The 17,753-nt window shown below is 68.7% G+C and carries 15 protein-coding genes; 7 read left to right on the top strand and 8 right to left on the bottom strand.

The window, feature by feature from the left end:
• The 4 genes from ABTW65_RS19300 (at position 1) to ABTW65_RS19285 (ending at position 3,879) form a co-directional block, all read left to right on the top strand.
• On the top strand, positions 1-684 hold the full coding sequence (locus tag ABTW65_RS19300) for a pirin family protein (protein ID WP_350663010.1): 684 nt from the start codon (positions 1-3) through the stop codon (positions 682-684).
• 157 nt (positions 685-841) lie between these two features.
• Complete coding sequence (locus ABTW65_RS19295; RefSeq protein WP_350663008.1) at positions 842-1,639, top strand: hypothetical protein; 798 nt, start codon at positions 842-844, stop codon at positions 1,637-1,639.
• Between the two features lie 192 nt (positions 1,640-1,831).
• Entirely contained in the window at positions 1,832-2,362 is a 531-nt protein-coding gene (locus ABTW65_RS19290; RefSeq protein WP_350663006.1) for an NfeD C-terminal domain-containing protein, read from the top strand.
• Positions 2,363-2,376: 14 nt separating this feature from the next.
• The gene (locus ABTW65_RS19285; protein ID WP_350663004.1) at positions 2,377-3,879 is read left to right on the top strand and encodes a flotillin family protein; all 1,503 of its coding nucleotides are present in this window, start codon (positions 2,377-2,379) and stop codon (positions 3,877-3,879) included.
• A 260-nt stretch (positions 3,880-4,139) separates the two neighbouring features.
• Here ABTW65_RS19285 and ABTW65_RS19280 read toward each other — a convergent pair whose 3' ends face one another.
• The 3 genes from ABTW65_RS19280 to ABTW65_RS19270 form a co-directional block, all read right to left on the bottom strand.
• Positions 4,140-5,939: a penicillin-binding transpeptidase domain-containing protein gene (locus ABTW65_RS19280; protein ID WP_350663002.1), complete on the bottom strand. Its 1,800-nt coding sequence runs from the start codon at positions 5,937-5,939 to the stop codon at positions 4,140-4,142.
• Between the two features lie 196 nt (positions 5,940-6,135).
• On the bottom strand, positions 6,136-7,188 hold the full coding sequence (locus ABTW65_RS19275; RefSeq protein ID WP_350662999.1) for an SGNH/GDSL hydrolase family protein: 1,053 nt from the start codon (positions 7,186-7,188) through the stop codon (positions 6,136-6,138).
• Positions 7,189-7,313: 125 nt separating this feature from the next.
• Positions 7,314-9,404, bottom strand: coding sequence for an MMPL family transporter (locus tag ABTW65_RS19270; protein WP_350662997.1), 2,091 nt, complete (start codon positions 9,402-9,404; stop codon positions 7,314-7,316).
• A gap of 87 nt (positions 9,405-9,491) precedes the next feature.
• Here ABTW65_RS19270 and ABTW65_RS19265 point away from each other — a divergent pair, with 87 nt between their 5' ends.
• Positions 9,492-9,812: a PadR family transcriptional regulator gene (locus ABTW65_RS19265; RefSeq protein ID WP_008356007.1), complete on the top strand. Its 321-nt coding sequence runs from the start codon at positions 9,492-9,494 to the stop codon at positions 9,810-9,812.
• Positions 9,813-9,936: 124 nt separating this feature from the next.
• Entirely contained in the window at positions 9,937-10,575 is a 639-nt protein-coding gene (locus ABTW65_RS19260) for a permease prefix domain 1-containing protein (RefSeq protein ID WP_350662995.1), read from the top strand.
• 193 nt (positions 10,576-10,768) lie between these two features.
• Here the strand turns inward: ABTW65_RS19260 and ABTW65_RS19255 are convergent, their stop codons facing one another.
• The 4 genes from ABTW65_RS19255 to ABTW65_RS19240 form a co-directional block, all read right to left on the bottom strand.
• Positions 10,769-12,625 (bottom strand): DEAD/DEAH box helicase, encoded by a 1,857-nt coding sequence (locus tag ABTW65_RS19255; RefSeq protein WP_350662993.1) that lies wholly within the window; start codon positions 12,623-12,625, stop codon positions 10,769-10,771.
• An 82-nt stretch (positions 12,626-12,707) separates the two neighbouring features.
• Positions 12,708-13,520 carry an MOSC domain-containing protein gene (locus ABTW65_RS19250; RefSeq protein ID WP_350662991.1) on the bottom strand — a complete coding sequence of 271 codons (813 nt, stop codon included), beginning with the start codon at positions 13,518-13,520 and terminating at the stop codon, positions 12,708-12,710.
• A 23-nt stretch (positions 13,521-13,543) separates the two neighbouring features.
• Positions 13,544-15,367: a glutamine--fructose-6-phosphate transaminase (isomerizing) gene (gene glmS / locus ABTW65_RS19245; protein ID WP_350662989.1), complete on the bottom strand. Its 1,824-nt coding sequence runs from the start codon at positions 15,365-15,367 to the stop codon at positions 13,544-13,546.
• A gap of 26 nt (positions 15,368-15,393) precedes the next feature.
• Entirely contained in the window at positions 15,394-15,657 is a 264-nt protein-coding gene (locus ABTW65_RS19240) for a hypothetical protein (protein ID WP_350662987.1), read from the bottom strand.
• 535 nt (positions 15,658-16,192) lie between these two features.
• Here ABTW65_RS19240 and ABTW65_RS19235 point away from each other — a divergent pair.
• The gene (locus tag ABTW65_RS19235) at positions 16,193-16,807 is read left to right on the top strand and encodes a YceI family protein (RefSeq protein WP_350662985.1); all 615 of its coding nucleotides are present in this window, start codon (positions 16,193-16,195) and stop codon (positions 16,805-16,807) included.
• Between the two features lie 81 nt (positions 16,808-16,888).
• On the opposite strand, the gene ABTW65_RS19230 is transcribed toward ABTW65_RS19235, so the two are convergent.
• A complete protein-coding gene (locus ABTW65_RS19230; RefSeq protein WP_350662983.1) occupies positions 16,889-17,377 on the bottom strand; it encodes a hypothetical protein in 489 nt (162 codons plus the stop codon).
• Positions 17,378-17,753 lie beyond the last annotated feature (376 nt).

Raw genomic sequence — 17,753 nt, 5'->3', positions numbered from 1 at the left:
GTGACTGCCCAGATCCGCCGAGGAAACGCCCGATTCACGGAACGTCCCCCCGGCCTCCGGCCAGGAAAAATTACCTGGCACACCTACTCATTCGGTTCCCACTACGACCCCCAGCGCGTCGGCTTCGGCCCGATCGTGACCTACGACGAGCACCTGCTGGGCAACGGTGAGGGGTTCGAGACCCATCACCACGCCGGCGTCACGATCGTGACCTGGCCGCTGTCCGGCGAGGTGACCCACACCGACTCGACCGGCGCCACCGGCACCGTCGCGCCCGGCCAGGTCGGCGTCTTCACCACCGGCGACGGTGTCGACCACTCCGAGTTCGCGTCGGCCGCCGGCACCCGGTTCATCCAGGTCTGGATCGCCGGCAGCACCGGCGCACCGGCCTACGCCGTCCACGACGTCGCCGCCGTGGAGGGCCAGTGGGCCGAGGCGGTCCGCATGGACCAGGGGACGCTGCGGGTCGGCCGCGTCGGCACCGACGGCCCCGGCGAGATCACCCTCCCGGAGGCCAGACTCCGCCATCTTCACGTCGCCTCCGGCGCCCTCCTGCGCAGCGGGATGGCCGAGCCGCTCACCGCCGGCGACGCCTTCGAGGTCACCGCCGGCGAGGATCTGCCGCCGGAATTCACGGTCAGCGCAGGCGTGCCGACCGAGCTTCTGCTCTGGTGCTTCGACTAGCGCGCGGATGCGCGCGTTGACGCTTCTCATACCCAGTTTGGGGGATCGGCACGAGAACGCGAGGTGCAGTTCTTTACCTTGCATGCAGGTTGTGCCGCAGGCCGGCTTCTCGAGGTATCTGGCCCCCTAGACATTCAAACGGGTTCAAAGGAGAGTCATGCTCAAGAAACTCATGGGACAGGTCCCCACCATCGTCATCGCAGCGACGACCGCGGCGATCTTCGGCGGTGGGGGTGCGTACGCAGCCGCGCAGATCACCTCGGCCCAGATCGCCGACCAGACCATCCAGTCGCGCGACATCGCCGCGGCGGGTGTCGGCACCTCCGAGGTCCGTGACCAGTCCCTCGTGTCCGGCGACATCGCCGAGAGCGGTGTCGGCACCTCGGAGATCCGCAACGGTTCCATCACCGGCGCCGACATCAACGACACCACCGAGAAGAGCCTCAAGGGCGCCAAGGGCGACCCCGGTGCACCTGGCGCACCCGGCGCACCGGGAGCTCCCGGCACCGACGGCGCGGATGGTGTCGTGGAGCCGATCTACTCGGCCAGCGCCCCCAAGGCCGTCACCAACGTCGGCGGTTCGTTCGGCAAAGCCCCGGACGTGCGCGCCACCGAGCTCGCCACCGTGAACCTCGCCGCTGGCAAGTACGTACTGACCGCAGAGGGCTTCTTCATCAACAACAAAGCCACGTCCGGCGACACCCGGATGCAGCTCGCCGTGCGGGTCCAGGACGGCTCGAACGCCGGCTGGGGCCAGGACCTCGGCACCTGCTTCACCGGCGCGATCAGCACGCTGGCCAACCGTGAGTCACACTGCTCGTCCACCCGCGTGGTCGAGCTGGACCAGGCCGCCGAGGTCAAGGTGTACGCCTTCGGCTACGCCGACGACCAGGGCAGCGCTGACAGCGGCGCTGTCGACGCCAAGTCGTTCGTGACGGTCCTGCCGGTTCAGTGACCTGATCCACCCTCGCCTGCCCGGCCTGTCCTCTGAGGAGGCGAGCCGGGCAGGCTGTTTCATGCAGCACCGACCGAGCTTCTGCACTGGTCCTCAGACCAAGGCGGATAAAGCGCGGACAGGCCGGGAAGCGACGGATAAAGTCCGCACCAGACTGCTGCTCAGTGTGGAGACTCTGCCGAAAGGTTTGGTGTGACGACGTTCCTGATCATCGGAGCCGTCGGGCTGGGCCTCCTGCTGGTGTCGCTGGTGATCGGCGACCTCCTCGACGGCTTCCTCGGCGGCCTGCTGGACTGGCTGGCGAGCGACTCGTACTCCACGGCCGCGCTGGCCGGATTCGTATCGGCGTTCGGGTTCGGCGGTGCCATCGCCCACGGGCCGCTGCACCTCGGCCTGGTGCCGTCCATCCTGACCGGCTCCGTCGTCGGAGCGCTCTTCGCCTGGTTCACGTTGTGGCTGACTCGCCTGCTGAAGGAGGACCAGACCGACGCGGCGCCCTCAGGGGAGGACGCCGTCGGCCTGGACGCTGCCGTGATCACCACGATCCCGGCGAACGGGTTCGGCGTGGTGCGGGTCGCCCTCGGGGGCCACACGGTGACCTACAACGCCAAGGCGCCCGGCACCGACGAGGCGATCACGCCCGGCACCGCCGTGCACGTGACCGGAGTCCTCTCACCGACGGCAGTCACCGTCGCGCCGACGTGGCGCGAGATCACCTCCTGACTGAAGGAATCCTCATGGAACTGCTGGTGCCGATCGCCGGCCTTGTCGTACTTCTCATCCTGCTTCTGCTGCTGGTAACCAGCCGCTACAAGGTCGCCGGTCCCAACCAGGCCTTCATCGTCACCGGCCGCAAGGGCAAGGCGGTGCTCAACCCTGAGACCGGCCAGCTCACCACCGACCTGTCCGGCCAGAAGGTCGTGCTCGGCGGCGGCGTCTTCGTGGTGCCGTTCGTCCAGAAGCTGGCGACGATGGACCTCTCCTCGCGCCGGATCTCGGTCCAGATCCGCGGCGCGGTCTCCGGGCAGGGCATCAAGCTCAACCTCGAGGGTGTCGCGATCGTGAAGGTGGGCGGCAACGCCGACCAGATCCGGCTGTCCGCACAGCGCTTCCTCTCCCAGCAGGAGGAGATCGAGCCCTTCACGCAGGAGGTGCTCGCCGGCGCGCTGCGTTCGATCGTCGGCGGTCTGACCGTCGAGCAGATCATCCGTGACCGGGCCGCGTTCGCCCAGCGGGTCGCCGACGAGTCCGAGTCGTCGCTCACCGGTCAGGGCCTGATCCTGGACACCTTCCAGATCCAGGACGTCACCGACGACGGCTCCTACCTCGCCAACCTGGGCCGCCCCGAGGCCGCCCGCATCACCCAGGCCGCCTCGATCGCCGAGGCCGAGGCCCGCCGTGCCGCCGAGCAGGCCCGGATCAAGGCCGAGGAGGAGATCGCGGTCGCCCAGCGCGCGCTCGCGCTCAAGCAGGCCGAGATCAAGGCCGAGACCGACGCGGCCACCGCCAACGCCGCCGCCTCCGGCCCGCTGGCCCAGGCCGACCGCGACCAGGCCATCCTCACCGAGCAGGAGAAGGTCGCCGTACGCCAGGCGGCGCTGACCGAGCGCCAGCTCGAGACGCAGGTTCGCAAGCCCGCCGACGCGGAGCGCTACCGCGTCGAGCAGGAGGCGGAGGGTCGCCGCAGCTCCGAGATCGCCGCCGCGGAGGCCCGCAAGGCGTCCACCATCGCCGCAGCCGAGGCCGACGCCGAGCAGGCCCGACTCTCCGGCGAGGCCGAGAAGGCCCGTCGTGCCGCTCTGGCCGAGGCCGAGGCCATCGAGGGCGCCCGGCGCGGTGACGCGCAGAAGTCGCTGCGTCTGGCCGGCGCCGAGGCCACCCGCGCCGAGGGTGAGGCGAGCGCTGCCGCCACCCTGGCCGTCGGTCACGCCGAGGCCGAGGCGATGGAGAAGCGCGCCGCGGCGTTCGCGTCCTACAACGACGCCGCCGTGCTGCAGATGCTCATCGAGGTCCTGCCGCAGGTCGCCAGGGAGGTCGCCGCGCCGATCAGCGCCATCGACAACCTCACCGTGCTCTCCACCGAGGGGGCCGGCGCCATCCCGAAGCAGGTCAACGACAACGTCGTCCAGACCCTCAACATGCTCAAGACCACGACCGGCGTCGACCTCGGCGCGATGCTCCGCAAGGCCGCCGACACGACCTCGGCGAACGGCACCGTGGAGATTCCGGCCGGTCAGTGACCGATCCACACCTTGCTAACACCCGGTCACAGATCCGGTAGAAAAGGGACATAAACGTGACAGCCAGGAACAAGTCTGGTTATGTATCCACGTCGACGTAGGGAGGGAGCACTCCAAACCTCGACCGGGCCTCGCGGCCGAAAGGCCGCCAGGCTCGCCCCTTGAGCTTTCTCTACTGTTCCCCCCGTCGGTAGAGAAGCACCGAGGGAAATTGATTGTGGCCCGGCCTCACGGCCGGGCCACATCTTATTTGCCGGTCTCTAACGCTCGTTGACCATGCGGAAGAAGGCCTCGACGAGCGGGCCCGAGGTGGCGGCACCGTTCTCGCCCTCGTCGACGTAGACGGCCACGGCCAGGTCGCCCTGAGCAGCGATCATCCAGGTGTGCGTCAGGCGCTTGCCGTTGCGGTCGAACTCGGCCGTGCCGGTCTTGGCGATCACCGGCTTGCCCGGCACGTCTGCCAGGCCGCTGCCCGTGCCGTCGGTGACCACACCCCGGAAGATCGTACGCAGCTGCTCGGCCTCGTCGGCGGCGAGCGGCTCGACACCAGACGGCTTGGCGACCTGGCCCTCGACGAGGGTCGGGATCACGGTGTGACCGGCCTGGATGGAGCCGATGACGGCGGCCATCACGAGCGGCGAGGCGAGCACCTTGCCCTGTCCGATCAGGTCGGCGGCGTGCTCGGTCTCGCCCGCGGGCTCGGGGATCTGGCCGAAGTAGGAGGTGAAGCCGGCGTCGCGGTCGATCCCGAAGCCCAGCGAGGCGGCGGCCGAGGCGATCTCGGCGTGGCCGACCTCGCCGGCCACGCCGACCATGGCGGTGTTGCAGGACTCGGCGACGGCGTGGGCGAGCGTGATCTCGCCGAGGGCCGACTTCGGGTACCACGAGTCGTTCTTGAAGGTCTTGCCGTCGACGGTGGTCTTGGCCGGGCACTTGACCTGGCTCGTGGCGTTGAGCCCCTTGCGCAGCAGGGCCAGCGTGGTCGCGGCCTTGAACGTCGAGCCCGGAGCCGCCTGGCCGTAGGTGGCCAGGTTCATCTTGTTGTCCTCGCCGTTGGCGGCGACCAGCACGGCACCGTCGCTGGGCCGGATCGCGACCAGGGCGCTCTCGGGCTTGACGCCCTTCAGGATCTTCTCGGCGTTCTTCTGCAGCCGCTCGTCGAGGGTGACGGTCAGCGACTTCCCATCGATCGGGTCGGTGCTGTAGAGCCTTTTGAGCACCTCGCCCTCGTCACCGAGAACCGCGACCTGCAGTCCGGGCTTGCCGCGCAGCTGCTCGTCGTAGCGCGCCTGCAGGCCAGAGAGCCCGGCGAGATCGCCCGGGAGGTAGGTCCCGGGCTTCTTCTTCATCATCTCCGCCGTCACCTCACCGACGATGCCGACGACCGGCGAAGCGAACTCCTTGGTCGGGCCGAGCGGGAGGGTCCGGTTGAGCATCGCGGCGCCCTTGATCTTGGCGATCTTCGCGGCCTTGGCCTTCGTCATCATCGGCTTGCGGATCGAGAGCGCCTCGACGAACGCCTTGTCCCCGGCAGCCTTGACGCGCTTGGCGTAGCGCTTCGGGTTGATGCCGACGATCGCGGCGACGTCGCGGGCGGCCGCGGGAGCCGCCACCGGGTCGATCAGGGTCTTGTCGATGCCGACCGTGACGACCGGCCGATCCGCGACCAGGGTCGCTCCCGACGTACTCAGGATCTCGCCGCGCTGCTGCTGGACGGTCTCGACGTGGAGGCTGCGTCCCTCGGCGAGCGTCGGGGCGACGACCGTCGGCTCCCAGACGAACTCCCACTTCTCATCGGTCTTGCGGAGCTCGACCTCCGACTCGTAGGTCCAGCGGCCGCCCGGCAGTCCCCACGCCCAGGTGAGCGTCGACGTCGCGCTGTCGGTGCCGTGGCCGGAGAAGACCGGCTTGGTCGCGGACACGTCGGGGGCGCCGAGCTTCCCGAACAGGTTGCCCGTCAGATTGCTGTAGTCGGTTGCGACGGCAGCGGGGTCGGTCTTCGCCACGAAGTCGACCTTCGTGAAGGTGCCGGACTCCAGCGCCGTGGTCAGGGTCGACATGCTCGGACCCGGTTCCTTGGCCCCACCACATGCGGCAAGCAGCGGTAAGGCAACAGCAAGGGCCGCTATGCCCCGGGAGACTCGCATGGAACGGTTCTATCAGCCTTGCCCCCAAGATTGGGTTACACCCGTCCAACGCGGAGGTTGTGAAGCCGAGAGTGACCGGCGGGTCGCTCCCGGCTTCACAACCGTCCGATCAGTGCGTCGCCAGCCAGGCGTCCAGGTCGACGCCGCGCTGGTCGGCGAGCTTCTCCAGGCGCTCACGAGTCGGCGGCTGGAACACCTTCGGCTCGATGTGGCGGTCGAGAGCGGCGTACTTCCTCTGCTTGGCGGCCTGTGCGGGACCGGTCGCCTCTGCCGCGGCGAGCACGGCCGGGGACACGGTGACCGCGGCGCCGGTGAGCGGCGAGCTCACCAGAGGGGTGTAGCCGTCACGATGGCCGGCGGTGTTGGCGTGGTAGGACTCCTCGATCGGGTTGGAGAGCCCGTTGACCCACTCCGGGTTGTCACAGACCGCGTGTCCGGTGAACCGGCTGATCGGGTTGACGTAGCCGAACCCGGCGGCACTCGCCCGCGAGGCCGTGGTGTTGTTGAGGAGCACCGCGGTGTCGTTGAGGATCGCCTCGTCCGACGGGCTGAACCAGGTGAACGCGTTGCAGTCCTCGCCCATGAACAGCTTCGGATAGCCCACGACCACCACCTTCGCGCTGGGTGCCGCCGTCCGGATCCTCGAGTAGAGCGTCCCGAGGCTGGCCGGAAGCGTGTTGCGGATGTAGTTCTGCGCACCCGCGACCGCTCCCGCGCAGTCGCTCGCCCAGGCGGGGAGAGCGCACTCGGTGATCACGTCGGCGAAGCCGGCGTCGTTGCCACCGACGGAGATGGTCACGTAACGGGTCGAGGTGGACAGTGCGCTGAGCTGGCTGTTGGTGACGTCGGCGACGACCGCGCCCGAGCAGGCGCGGAAGTTGAGGCTGTAGCTCTTCGCCGCGGCGACCAGGCTCGGGTACGCCAGGGTCGACCGCATGCATTGGCTGCCGTCGGCGATGTAGCTGCGGGTGCCTACTCCAGAGGAGTAGGAGTCACCCAGAGCGACGTAAGGCTCCCCGGCTGCTGAAGCGAAGCCCGAAGCAATGGGGTTCGCGGTGGCCGGGGAGCCTGGGGCGACGGCGAGGCCGGCGCCGAGAAGGGCGATGGATGTGAGGGAGACCGCGAGGCGGACTTTGGACAGGCGGAAGATCAAACCGTTCATGGCAACTCCCGAAAGCCGGGGACCGCTGGGGGCGGCCCTTCTATTCGGTTGTACGCGCCCTTACTTCCACCCGCAGGAAATTAGTTTCACGTCTTAGTAACTGTCCGGAACCCGCTTACCTGAGTTCATCCGACGTTCTGCAGGCGCGGCAGGAGCCGGTCGAGCCACCGCGGCAGCCACCAGGCGCCGGGACCGAGCAGCCGCATCACCGCCGGCACGACGAGGCACCGCACGAGGACCGCGTCCAGCAGCACCGCCACCGCCATCACGAAGCCCATCTCCTGCAGCATCCGGTCCGGGCTGAACCAGAAGGCGCCGAAGACCACGACCATGATCGCGGCGGCCGCGGTGATGACGCCGCCGGTGTGCGCCAGCCCCTCCCGGACGGCCTCCTGGGCATCGCCGCTGCGCAGCCACTCCTCGCGCATCCGCGAGATCAGGAAGACCTCGTAGTCCATCGAGAGCCCGAAGACGATCGCGAAGGTCATCACCGGCAGGAACGCCTCGATCGGACCAGGCTCGACCCCCAGCAGCCCCTCCTGGAAGACGTACGTCATCGCCCCCATCGAGGCGCCGATCGAGAGGAGGTTGAGGATCGCCGCCTTGATCGCCACCGCGACGGAGCGGAAGACGCACATCAGCAGCAGCGCGGAGAGCCCGACGACGAGCCCGATGAAGAGCGGCAGCTTCTCCCCGACCGCGTCGGAGTAGTCGATCAGCGCCGCGGTCGAGCCGCCGACCAGGACGTCGTCGCCGAGATCCGTGCGGAGGTCCTTGACCAGCTCGGTGGTCGCGGCATCCTGCGGGCCGGTCTCCGGGAAGGCGATGGAGGTGTACACCGCACCGTCGGCCGACGGCTGCGGCGGCGTCACGGCGGCCACACCGGCGTACCCCTGGACCTTCTCGTACGCAGCAGCCGCCCCCTCCTGGGAGCCCTCGGTCATGACGATGAGCGGGCCGTTCGCGCCGGGGCCGAACTTCTCGCTGACCAGGTCGTACGCCTTCCGCGTGGTCGAGGAGGTGTCGTCGTTGCCGGCGTCGGCGAAGCCGAGCTGGAGGCTGAGGACAGGGGCAGCCAGCGCGCCGAGCACGACCACGGAGACGACCAACGCGGCCCACGGGTGTCGCTGGACGCCGGAGGCCCAGGCGCGCCAGCGCTGGCCGGGCTCGCGCCGTGACCGGGCCGCGTGCTTGCGTACGGACTTCTCCAGGCGCTTGCCGAACAGGGTCAGCAGCGAGGGCAGCAGCGTGACCGCGGCGATCATGGTCATCAGCACGGTGAGCGCGACGCCGAGCACGACCCCCTGGATCGAGGTCAGCTGCAGCACATAGAGGCCGCAGAGCGCGAGGATCACGCTGACGCCGGCGAAGAGGACCGAGCGGCCGGCGGTGTCGATCGCGGTCGCGGTGGCGTCCTCGCGGGTGGCACCGCCGAGCAGCTCGCTGCGATAGCGCGAGAAGACCAGCAGCGCGTAGTCGATGCCCACGCCCAGCCCGACGATCATCAGCATCGGCGCGGTGTAGTCCGGGATCGTGGTCAGGTGCGAGAGCAGCGTGACCACGCCGAAGGTCGTGCCGACCGCGAAGATCGCGGTGATCAGCGGCAGGCTCGCCGCCAGGAACGAGCCGAACATGAACAGCATGATCACCAGCGCGGCGAGCATGCCCATCCCCTCGGAGCTGCCACCCTCGCCTTCGTTCACCTCGCGCATCGAGTCGCCGGCCATCTCGACCTGGAGGTCGTCGGTCGACGCCTCGGCCGACAGCTCTAGGAACGGCTCATAGGCGCTCACGGGGAGCTCGCCGGCCTCGGCGTCCATCACCACGGTGACCAGCGCGGTCGTACCGTCCTCGCTCACCGACCCGCGCTGCGGATCGGCCGCCTCGACGGACTCGACATGAGGCACCGCGGCCAGGTCCGCGAGCAGATCGTCGACGGCCTGCTGATCCGTGTTCCAGCCGCGCTCGTCGTGGATGACCGCGCGCACCTCGTCGCCGTTCGATCCGCCGTGCTCGGCCTGGAGGTCGGCCAACTCCTGTGACTGGGTGCCGGGGATGTCGAAGGAGTTGCGATAGTCGTCGCCGATGCTCTGCGCCGCCACCGTCACGCCCACCAGGACGACCACCCACAGCAGCAGCGCGGTCCAGTGATGGCGTTGGGAGAAGGACGCCAGTCGCCGCAGCGGACTGGGTCTCGTGATCGTCTGAGTGGTCATCATGTCTCCTGTCGTGTCTCGCCTGGCTATAGGTAGCCTGGCAACATGTATGGAGACAATGTACGACGGACTGTGTAGGCTGTCTACATGAAAGCCGACGCCCTCCGTGGCCACCTCGACTCGCTGATCCTGGCCGTCGTCGAGAAGCAGCCCCTCCACGGCTACGCGATCATCGAAGCCCTGAGCGCGCGCAGCGGTGGCGAGCTCGACCTCCCCACCGGCACCATCTACCCCGCGTTGCGCCGCCTGGAGAAGGCCGGCTACCTCGACAGCTCCTGGTCCGAGGTCGGCGGCCGCAAGCGCCGCACCTACGAGCTCTCCTCCGCCGGCCGCAACGCCCTCGCCGCCCACCGCCAGGAGTGGCGGACCTTCGCCAAGGTCGTCTCCGGCGTACTCGGCGAAGCCTGACCCTGCCGAGGCGTCACCCCCGCCGGCCGAGACGGCACTTACGTCGGCCGAGTCGGCACTTCTGGCGAGTCATTCAGGGAGTTCCCTGATGTGGCCGATACCGCCGAGGACGGAAGATGGGCACATGAGCGCCGTCGACGTCTACCTTGCGGACCTGCGCGCCGCGATCCCCGGCCCGAGCTGGACCAGGCGCGACCTCCTGCGCGAGGCCGGCGACCACCTCGAGGACGCCACCGACGCCTACACCGCAGCGGGCTACACACCCTCCGAGGCCGAGGCGCTCGCCCTGCGCGACTTCGGCTCCGTCGACGACATCGCTCCCGGCTTCCGCGACACCGTCGCAATCGGCGCCGCCCGACGTACGGCCATCCTGCTCGTCCTCGTCATGCTCCCCCAGGCCTTCCTGTGGGACGGCGGGATCGAGCTCGGCGCGAGCGCCCACTCAGCCGCTCCGGAGAGCGGCCTCTTCCACGTCCTCGACATCATCATCGGGTACGTCGGCACAGCAGGCGCCCTCGGCGCCCTGGTCGCCCTGGGAGTGACCGCGATCGGTCAACGTTGGCTCCGGATCGGGCGCCGTACGGCCCGGCTGACCGCCACCTGGTCCCTGGTCACGGCCATGATCGTGCCAACCATCGGCTTCACCATGCTGGCTCTGACCGGCGGCCTCACCGTGTCCCTGGCCCTCAGCGCGCTCGCTTTGATGGCCGCCCCGTTCGCCCTGGTCGCCCTCTCCGCCCAGCGCACCCTCGCCGCCTGCTGAAAACACAAGTGCCGCAGCCGCTCACGCAGCGGTCGGTGAGTCTACGGTCGCCAGCGGTCTGACGCGTGGGCGAACGCTCGTCGGGCCGTCCCTCTCGCCACTTCCGTCACGGTGTTCAGGCAACGCCTGCACTTCTCAGGCGTTGCAATGCCTGAGAAGTGCAGGGATACCCGGTTAACCGGGTATCCCAACGTCAGTCGAACTTGCGCTTCTGGCGCGGCTTGCGGGGGCGGTCGCCGAAGTCGGAGCTGCTGCTGCCCGGTCGGCCACCCTTGTCGAAGCGGCCGCCGGAGCGACGGACGGGGCCGCCGCCGGAGTCCTCGGAGAGCTCGATGAGCTTGCCGGAGATGCGGGTCGACTCGAGCGCCTTCCAGGTCTCGGGAGCCAGGTCCGCGGGGAGCTCGACGAGTGAGAAGTCGTTGCGGATGGAGATGTTGCCGAAGTCGGCGCGGCGCAGGCCGCCCTCGTTGGCGATGGCGCCGACGATCTGGCGCGGCTCGACACGGTGGCGCTTGCCCACCTGGATCTTGTAGGTGGCCAGCGGCTGACCCGTCTGACGCGACGTGCCCGTCTCACGGCGGGGGCCACGGTCGCTGCCGCGGTCATCGCGGCGTCCGCGCCGGTCCTCGTAGGCAGGCTTCTCGGGCTCCGGGTCGAGGAGCAGCGGCTCCTCGCCGTGGAGCACCGCGGCCAGAGCGGCGGCGACGTCGACCTCGGGGATGTCGTGCTCCTCGACGTAGTGACGCACCACGTCGCGGAAGAACTCGATGCGCTCGCCCTCCTGCAGCGCGGCGGTGATGCCGTCGTCGAAGCGGGAGAGGCGGGTCGCGTTGACCTCGTCGACCGAGGGCAGCTGCATCTGCGCCGGCTGCGCCTTGGTGTGCTTCTCGATCGCGCGCAGCAGCCACCGCTCACGCGGGGTGACGAACGAGATCGCGTCGCCGGTGCGGCCCGCACGCCCGGTGCGGCCGATGCGGTGGACGTACGCCTCGACATCGGTCGGCAGGTCGTAGTTGACCACGTGCGAGATCCGCTCGACATCGAGACCACGAGCCGCGACGTCGGTCGCGACCAGGATGTCCAGCGAGCCGTCCTTGAGCTGGTTGACGGTCTTCTCGCGCTGGGCCTGGGCGATGTCGCCGTTGATCGCGGTCGCGGCGAAGCCACGCGCGCGCAGCTTCTCGGCCAGCGACTCGGTCTCGGACTTGGTGCGCGTGAAGACGATCATGCCCTCGAAGTTCTCGACCTCGAGGATGCGGGTGAGCGCGTCGACCTTCTGGGGGTAGGACACCATCAGGTAGCGCTGGGTGATGTTGGTGGCGGTCTGGGTCTTCGCCTTGACCGAGATCTCCTTCGCATCGCGAAGGTACTTCTTCGACAGCCGGCGGATCTGCGCGGGCATCGTCGCCGAGAAGAGCGCGACCTGCTTGTCCTCGGGGGTGTCGGCGAGGATGGTCTCGACGTCCTCCGCGAAGCCCATGTTGAGCATCTCGTCGGCCTCGTCGAGCACCAGGAAGCGCAGCTGGGAGAGGTCGAGCGTGCCCTTCTCCAGGTGGTCCATGATCCGGCCGGGGGTGCCGACGACGACGTGGACGCCGCGACGCAGCGCGGTCAGCTGCGGACCGTAGCCCTGCCCGCCGTAGACCGGCAGGATGCGTACGCCGTCGAGGTTCGACGCGTAACGCTCGAACGCCTCGCACACCTGCAGGGCCAGCTCGCGCGTCGGCGCGAGCACCAGCGCCTGGGGCGCGTTCTGGTAGACGTCGAGGTTCGAGAGCACCGGCAGCGCGAACGCGGCGGTCTTTCCGGTGCCGGTCTGCGCGAGACCGACGACGTCGCGGCCCTCGAGCAGCGACGGGATCGTCGCCGCCTGGATCGCCGAAGGCGTCTCGTAGCCGAGCGCCTTCACGGCCTCGAGGACACCGGCGGAGAGACCGAGTGAGTCGAACGTCGGACCCTGCTCAGCCTCCACGCTGGACCCACCGCTGGGCGCACTCGGCTCCTCGGGCGCGGTAGTGGTGGATACGGCAGATTCAGGGTCGGTGCTCACCCTCCAACGGTAGGCCCATATAGCACGTTCTATGCATTTCTCGGCGCGGTGGGCCCCGTCACTTGCCCATCATTCGCAGCGCTCAGGAGACGATGACGTCGTCGCCGACCGCGATCTCGCCGGGATGGGCGACGGCGAGATGCACCGCCGCCCACACCTTGCCGTCCCAGCGGCGATGCTTGGCGAGAGCACGGAGCGGGTCCTTGCCCGACTCCAGCGTGTCGGCGTCGATGGTCGTCATCACGCACCGGTCGATCGGGGCTGCGACCCGGAATCGAGCCCCACCGATCGCGACCTCACTCCAGCCGTCCTCGGCGAACGCCTCCGGGGCACCCTCGATCAGCAGGTTGGCACGGAAGCGCCGCGCCGGGACCTCGCCCTCGGACCACTCCTCGATCTGGTCGGCCGAGGCCTGCGTGAGCAGCGACACCGGCGAGGAGTCCTGGAACGCGGCGAACTCGCCGGGCCGATACTTCGCCGGGTTCATCGGCCGCTTCGTCGGATCGGCACACCACATCAGCCTCAGGTCGTCGCGGCCGAGCGCCTTCCTCAACCACGCGTCGGCAGGCTCCCCGACGGCCTGCGCGGTGAGCGACTTCGCGAAGAAACGTACGCCGACGGCCGGCGCCTCGCGCTCGGGCGCCGCCACCTTCAGCGGGTCCATCTCGGGCGCATTCAGCAGCAGGTCCACCCCCGCCGGCCCGCCGGTCGAGGGCGTGTCCGCCACGACCTTGAACAACTCCCTCACCTCACGAGCCGTCACCAGTTTGCCGCTGCCGTCGACGACCAGCCACTCGCGGTCTCCCACGATCCCGGCCCTGCCGACGTACGCCTCCTCGACCGGTCTGATCGCCGTCGACTTCACCGGATGGATGTTGATGCCTGCGAGGCGCATGGGGCCCATTGAAGCGGACACCGCTACTCGACGGTGACTGATTTAGCGAGGTTGCGGGGCTTGTCGACGTCGTGGCCGAGGGCCTTGGCGGCGTGGAAGGCGATCAGCTGGAGCGGGATGGTCAGCAGGATGGGGTCGAGCTCGACCTCGTTCTTCGGTACGTCGACGCGCAGCGCGTCGAGCTCGCCGAGGTCGACGTCGGGGTGGGTGACGACGACCAGGGGCCCGCGGCGCGCGCTGATCTCGTGGAGGGCGGCGACGTTGCGGTCGGTCAGCTCGTCCTGGGGCACGATCGCCACGGTCGGAACAGACTCGGAGATCAGCGCGAGCGGACCGTGCTTGAGCTCGGAGGTCTGGTAGGCCTCCGCGTGCCGATAGGAGATCTCCTTCAGTTTCTGAGCGCCTTCGCGCGCAACCGGGTAGCCGCGTACGCGACCGACGAAGAACATCGACTCGGCCTCAGCCAGCCGTGCCGCGACCTCCTCGAGGTGGGACTCGCTCTTGAGGATCTCCTCGATCTGGGTCGGCAGCGCCTGCAGGCCGGCGATGAGCCGCTTCCCGTCGGCGATCGAGAGGTCGCGTACGCGGCCCAGCTGGAGCGCCAGGAGCGAGAACGCGACGAACATGTTGGTGAGCGCCTTGGTCGAGGCGACCGCGATCTCCGGGCCGGCGTGCAGGTAGATGCCGCCGTCGACCGCGCGCGCGATCGCCGAGCCGACGACGTTGACGACGCCGAGGACCCGGCCGCCCTTGCGCTTGATCTCCTGGACGGCGAGCAGGGTGTCGATCGTCTCGCCGGACTGGGACACCGCGACGTAGAGGGTGTCGGGCTCGATGATCGGGTTGCGGTAGCGGAACTCCGACGCCGCCTCGGCGTCGGCGGGGACCCGCGCCAGCTCCTCGATCAGCCCGGCGCCCATCTGGCCGACGTAGTAGGCGGAGCCGCAGCCGAGGATCTTCACCCGGCGGATCGCGCGCAGCTCGCGCGGGTCGAGGTTGAGCCCGCCGAGGTGGGCCGTCCCGAACCGCTCGTCGAGCCGGCCGCGGAGCGCCCGCTCGACCGAGGACGGCTGCTCCAGGATCTCGGTGAACATCCGCGGCTCGTCGGCGAGCTCGCCGTACTCGTACGCCGACGGATCCACGTCGACCTCGCGAGCCGTCGTGGTAGTCGTCGTCAGGTCCTGGCGGAAGGTCGTGAATCCGGTCGCGGTGATGGTCGCGAGCTCGCCGTCGTCGAGGTGGGCGACGGTGGTGGTGTGGCGTACGACCGCGGCCAGGTCCGAGGCGACGTACATCTCCCCGTCTCCGACGCCGACGATCAGCGGCGAGCCGTTGCGTGCAACGACCATGCGGTCGGGGAAGTCGGCGTGCACGACGGCGAGGCCCCAGGTGCCCTCGACCTGGGAGAGCGCGTCGACGACCTTGGCCTCCAGAGTGTCTGCGGTCGACGCTCCGATGAGGTGGGCGAAGACCTCGGTGTCGGTGTCGCTGACCAGCTCGACCCCCGCCTCGGTGAGCCGCTCCCGCAACGAGGCGGCGTTGTCGACGATCCCGTTGTGGACGACGGCCACGCGACCGTCGGCGGAGACGTGCGGGTGGGCGTTGGTGTCGTTGGCCGGGCCATGGGTCGCCCACCGGGTGTGGCCGATGCCGACCTTGCCGGCGAACCGCTTCGGCAGGGCATCGACCAGATCGCGTACGCGTCCGGCCTTCTTCACCACCTGGAGCCTGCTGCCCAGCACCGCGACACCCGCCGAGTCATAGCCGCGGTGCTCCAGCCGGGCCAGCCCCTCGGTGAGCAGGCCGGCGGCCTGCTGGGGTCCGATGTAGCCGACGATTCCGCACATGTGTCCCGTCCAATCTATCCGTCGTTCTATCCGTAGATGAGCCGTCGCAGCTGCCGTTCGGTCAGCTGCGGCGCGGCAACGACCCGCGCCCGAAGCTCCTCGGCGAGCTGCGCGAAGATCGCGTCGTTCTTCGCGCCGTAGGTCTTCAGCTGTGCATGCCGACGGCGTACGTAGGCCTCGACCGGTTCGTCGAAGTACGCCACCACGTCCTCGATCACGCGCGCCGCCTCCGCGGGCCGGAGCCCGGTGGTGGCGACCAGGTGGTCGATCAGCGCTTGCTCGGCATTCACCTCACCAACTGTGAGCCATTCACGGGACGACGTTCAAATTTCTGCCCGATTTCGGGCAGAACTCGTCTTTTCGCCCTAAGTGGAGCGCCACGCACTCTCATCCCACCTTTCGGGGTCGCGAAGTGGAGCGCCACACCCGATCTGGCGGACTACTTGGACATACGGGTGGGGGTGCGGTACCTTAGGTGAACACAAGGTGAACAGGAGGTGTCTGATGAACGGTAATAAAGTGACTGGCAAGCTCGAGCTCCGTTGGCTCCCCGTCGTCGACCGCCGCGGCCGTAAGCACATGGAGGCCCGCTGGGTCGAAGTCAGTGCTCCCGCGACCACTCGTCACGCTGCCTGACAACCGCTCAACGCTTCCGAGGCCCGCTCCCGACAGGGGAGCGGGCCTCGCGCGTTTAGGGATAGCGTTGTCACTGCAACCAAATTTTCCGCCGTCGTCAGGAAAGGCCACGCGAGCGGGAACATTGGGAGAGATTCCCCCGTTATGATGCTTGCAGTTTCAACCAATTCTTCCAGGAGCACATTCGCTATGGGCATTTTCAGCAAGAAGGACACGGCACCCGCCGAGACCGAGTTCGACACCCCGACCGCCGCCATCGAGGACATCGCGGGTGACTACACCCTCGACGTCGCCCACACCCGCCTGGGCTTCTCGGCTCGCCACGCGATGGTGACCACCGTCCGCGGCTCGTTCAAGGAGTTCGAGGGCACCGCGACGATCGACACCGCCGAGCCGGCCAAGTCCAAGGTCTCGCTGACGATCAAGGCTGCCTCCGTCGACACCGGCAACGCCGACCGCGACGGCCACCTGCTCTCGGGTGACTTCTTCGAGAACGAGGCTCACCCCAACATCACCTTCGAGTCGACCGAGGTCGAGTTCGACGGCGAGACCTGGAACATCACCGGCGACCTGACCATCAAGGGCACCACCAAGCCGGTCACCGTCCCCTTCGAGCAGACCGGCTCCGCCAAGGACCCGTTCGGCAACACCCGCGTCGGCTTCGAGGGTGCCGTCGCGATCAACCGCACCGACTGGGGCCTCTCCTTCAACGCCGCCCTCGAGACCGGTGGCGTGCTCGTCTCCGAGAAGATCAAGCTCGAGTTCGACATCTCCGCGATCAAGAACGCGGACGAGGCTGCCTGATCCTGAGGTCGATCTGACCACGATGCGTCGGGGCCACCGGGAATCTCCCGGTGGCCCCGACGCATGTCACGCGCGGATCGCTCAGCGAGCGTCCTGGACGTAGTAGTGCTTCTCCGCCCCGACCCGAGCGGTGCCGACGACGTCCGCGGACGAGGAGTCACCGGTCGCTCCCCCGGCGAAGCCGATCTGGTCCGTGCCGAGATCGACACCGCGACCGCCACCCAGCGACGAGCCGGTGTCATCGTCGTGGTGGACGACACCACCGCCGGCGGCGTTGTCGACCGGAGACTCGACGTGCGCGCGGCCACTGGTCACGACCGTCGTCCCATCGGTCGTGACCGTCACCCCCGCGTCGTTGCCGGCCATCGCTCCCGAGACCGTCACCGGACCAGCGGGTCCACGGTCCGGAGCCTTGATCGGCTGCTTGGCCACCGAGGCGGCCCCGCTGTCGGCGTGCTCAACGGACTGCGAGTCAGCACCGGCAACCGCGGCGCCGGCGACGATCAAGCCACCTGCCACAAGGGTCACCGCCACCGATCGCCGAAGTCCCCCGAGGATCTTCGAGTTCATCGCGTTCTCCTGATGTTTTCGGGTGTTGCGGGGAATGCGGGACCCCGTCAGTGCCTGCACCCGGCGCCCGAGCGCACGGGGATCGCGGCTGACACCGACGGGGTCCCGCAGAGCAGGGCGAGCGAGTTCCTGGTCACGCTCATAGCCCCACCCATCGAACCGGACGGATCGGCAGCCTCAGATGACTGGCCAGCTTCACGCCCGGTGGTAGATCCATGCAGGGCGACGCCCCCCGGCGTCCAATCGCCCACATGGATCCGTTGCTCAACATGGACACTCCCGAGTTTGGTCCGATTCAGAGCCTTCAGTACTTGTTACGTACGCCAATGTACTGTCGTTGCAGTTCTTGGAGAAATAAGGAAAAAGTCCCGCAAAC

The sequence above is a fragment of the Nocardioides sp. NPDC127503 genome (genome assembly GCF_040302165.1).
GTDB lineage: Bacteria > Actinomycetota > Actinomycetes > Propionibacteriales > Nocardioidaceae > Nocardioides.
The sequence above is the reverse complement of the archived record's forward strand: the minus strand, read 5'-3'. Positions and strand labels throughout refer to the sequence as shown.

What these genes read in the sequence shown, in the direction of transcription:
- ABTW65_RS19280 (WP_350663002.1), bottom strand. Translation starts at nt 5,939, where the DNA reads ATGTCGACCCTGACCACGGCGCTGGAGTCCGGCACCTTCACGAAGGTC.
- ABTW65_RS19275 (WP_350662999.1), bottom strand. Translation starts at nt 7,188, where the DNA reads ATGAACGGTTTGATCTTCCGCCTGTCCAAAGTCCGCCTCGCGGTCTCC.
- ABTW65_RS19230 (WP_350662983.1), bottom strand. Translation starts at nt 17,377, where the DNA reads ATGAACTCGAAGATCCTCGGGGGACTTCGGCGATCGGTGGCGGTGACC.
- ABTW65_RS19250 (WP_350662991.1), bottom strand. Translation starts at nt 13,520, where the DNA reads ATGCGCCTCGCAGGCATCAACATCCATCCGGTGAAGTCGACGGCGATC.
- ABTW65_RS19265 (WP_008356007.1), top strand. Translation starts at nt 9,492, where the DNA reads ATGAAAGCCGACGCCCTCCGTGGCCACCTCGACTCGCTGATCCTGGCC.
- ABTW65_RS19260 (WP_350662995.1), top strand. Translation starts at nt 9,937, where the DNA reads ATGAGCGCCGTCGACGTCTACCTTGCGGACCTGCGCGCCGCGATCCCC.
- glmS (WP_350662989.1), bottom strand. Translation starts at nt 15,367, where the DNA reads ATGTGCGGAATCGTCGGCTACATCGGACCCCAGCAGGCCGCCGGCCTG.
- ABTW65_RS19285 (WP_350663004.1), top strand. Translation starts at nt 2,377, where the DNA reads ATGGAACTGCTGGTGCCGATCGCCGGCCTTGTCGTACTTCTCATCCTG.
- ABTW65_RS19295 (WP_350663008.1), top strand. Translation starts at nt 842, where the DNA reads ATGCTCAAGAAACTCATGGGACAGGTCCCCACCATCGTCATCGCAGCG.
- ABTW65_RS19235 (WP_350662985.1), top strand. Translation starts at nt 16,193, where the DNA reads ATGGGCATTTTCAGCAAGAAGGACACGGCACCCGCCGAGACCGAGTTC.
- ABTW65_RS19270 (WP_350662997.1), bottom strand. Translation starts at nt 9,404, where the DNA reads ATGACCACTCAGACGATCACGAGACCCAGTCCGCTGCGGCGACTGGCG.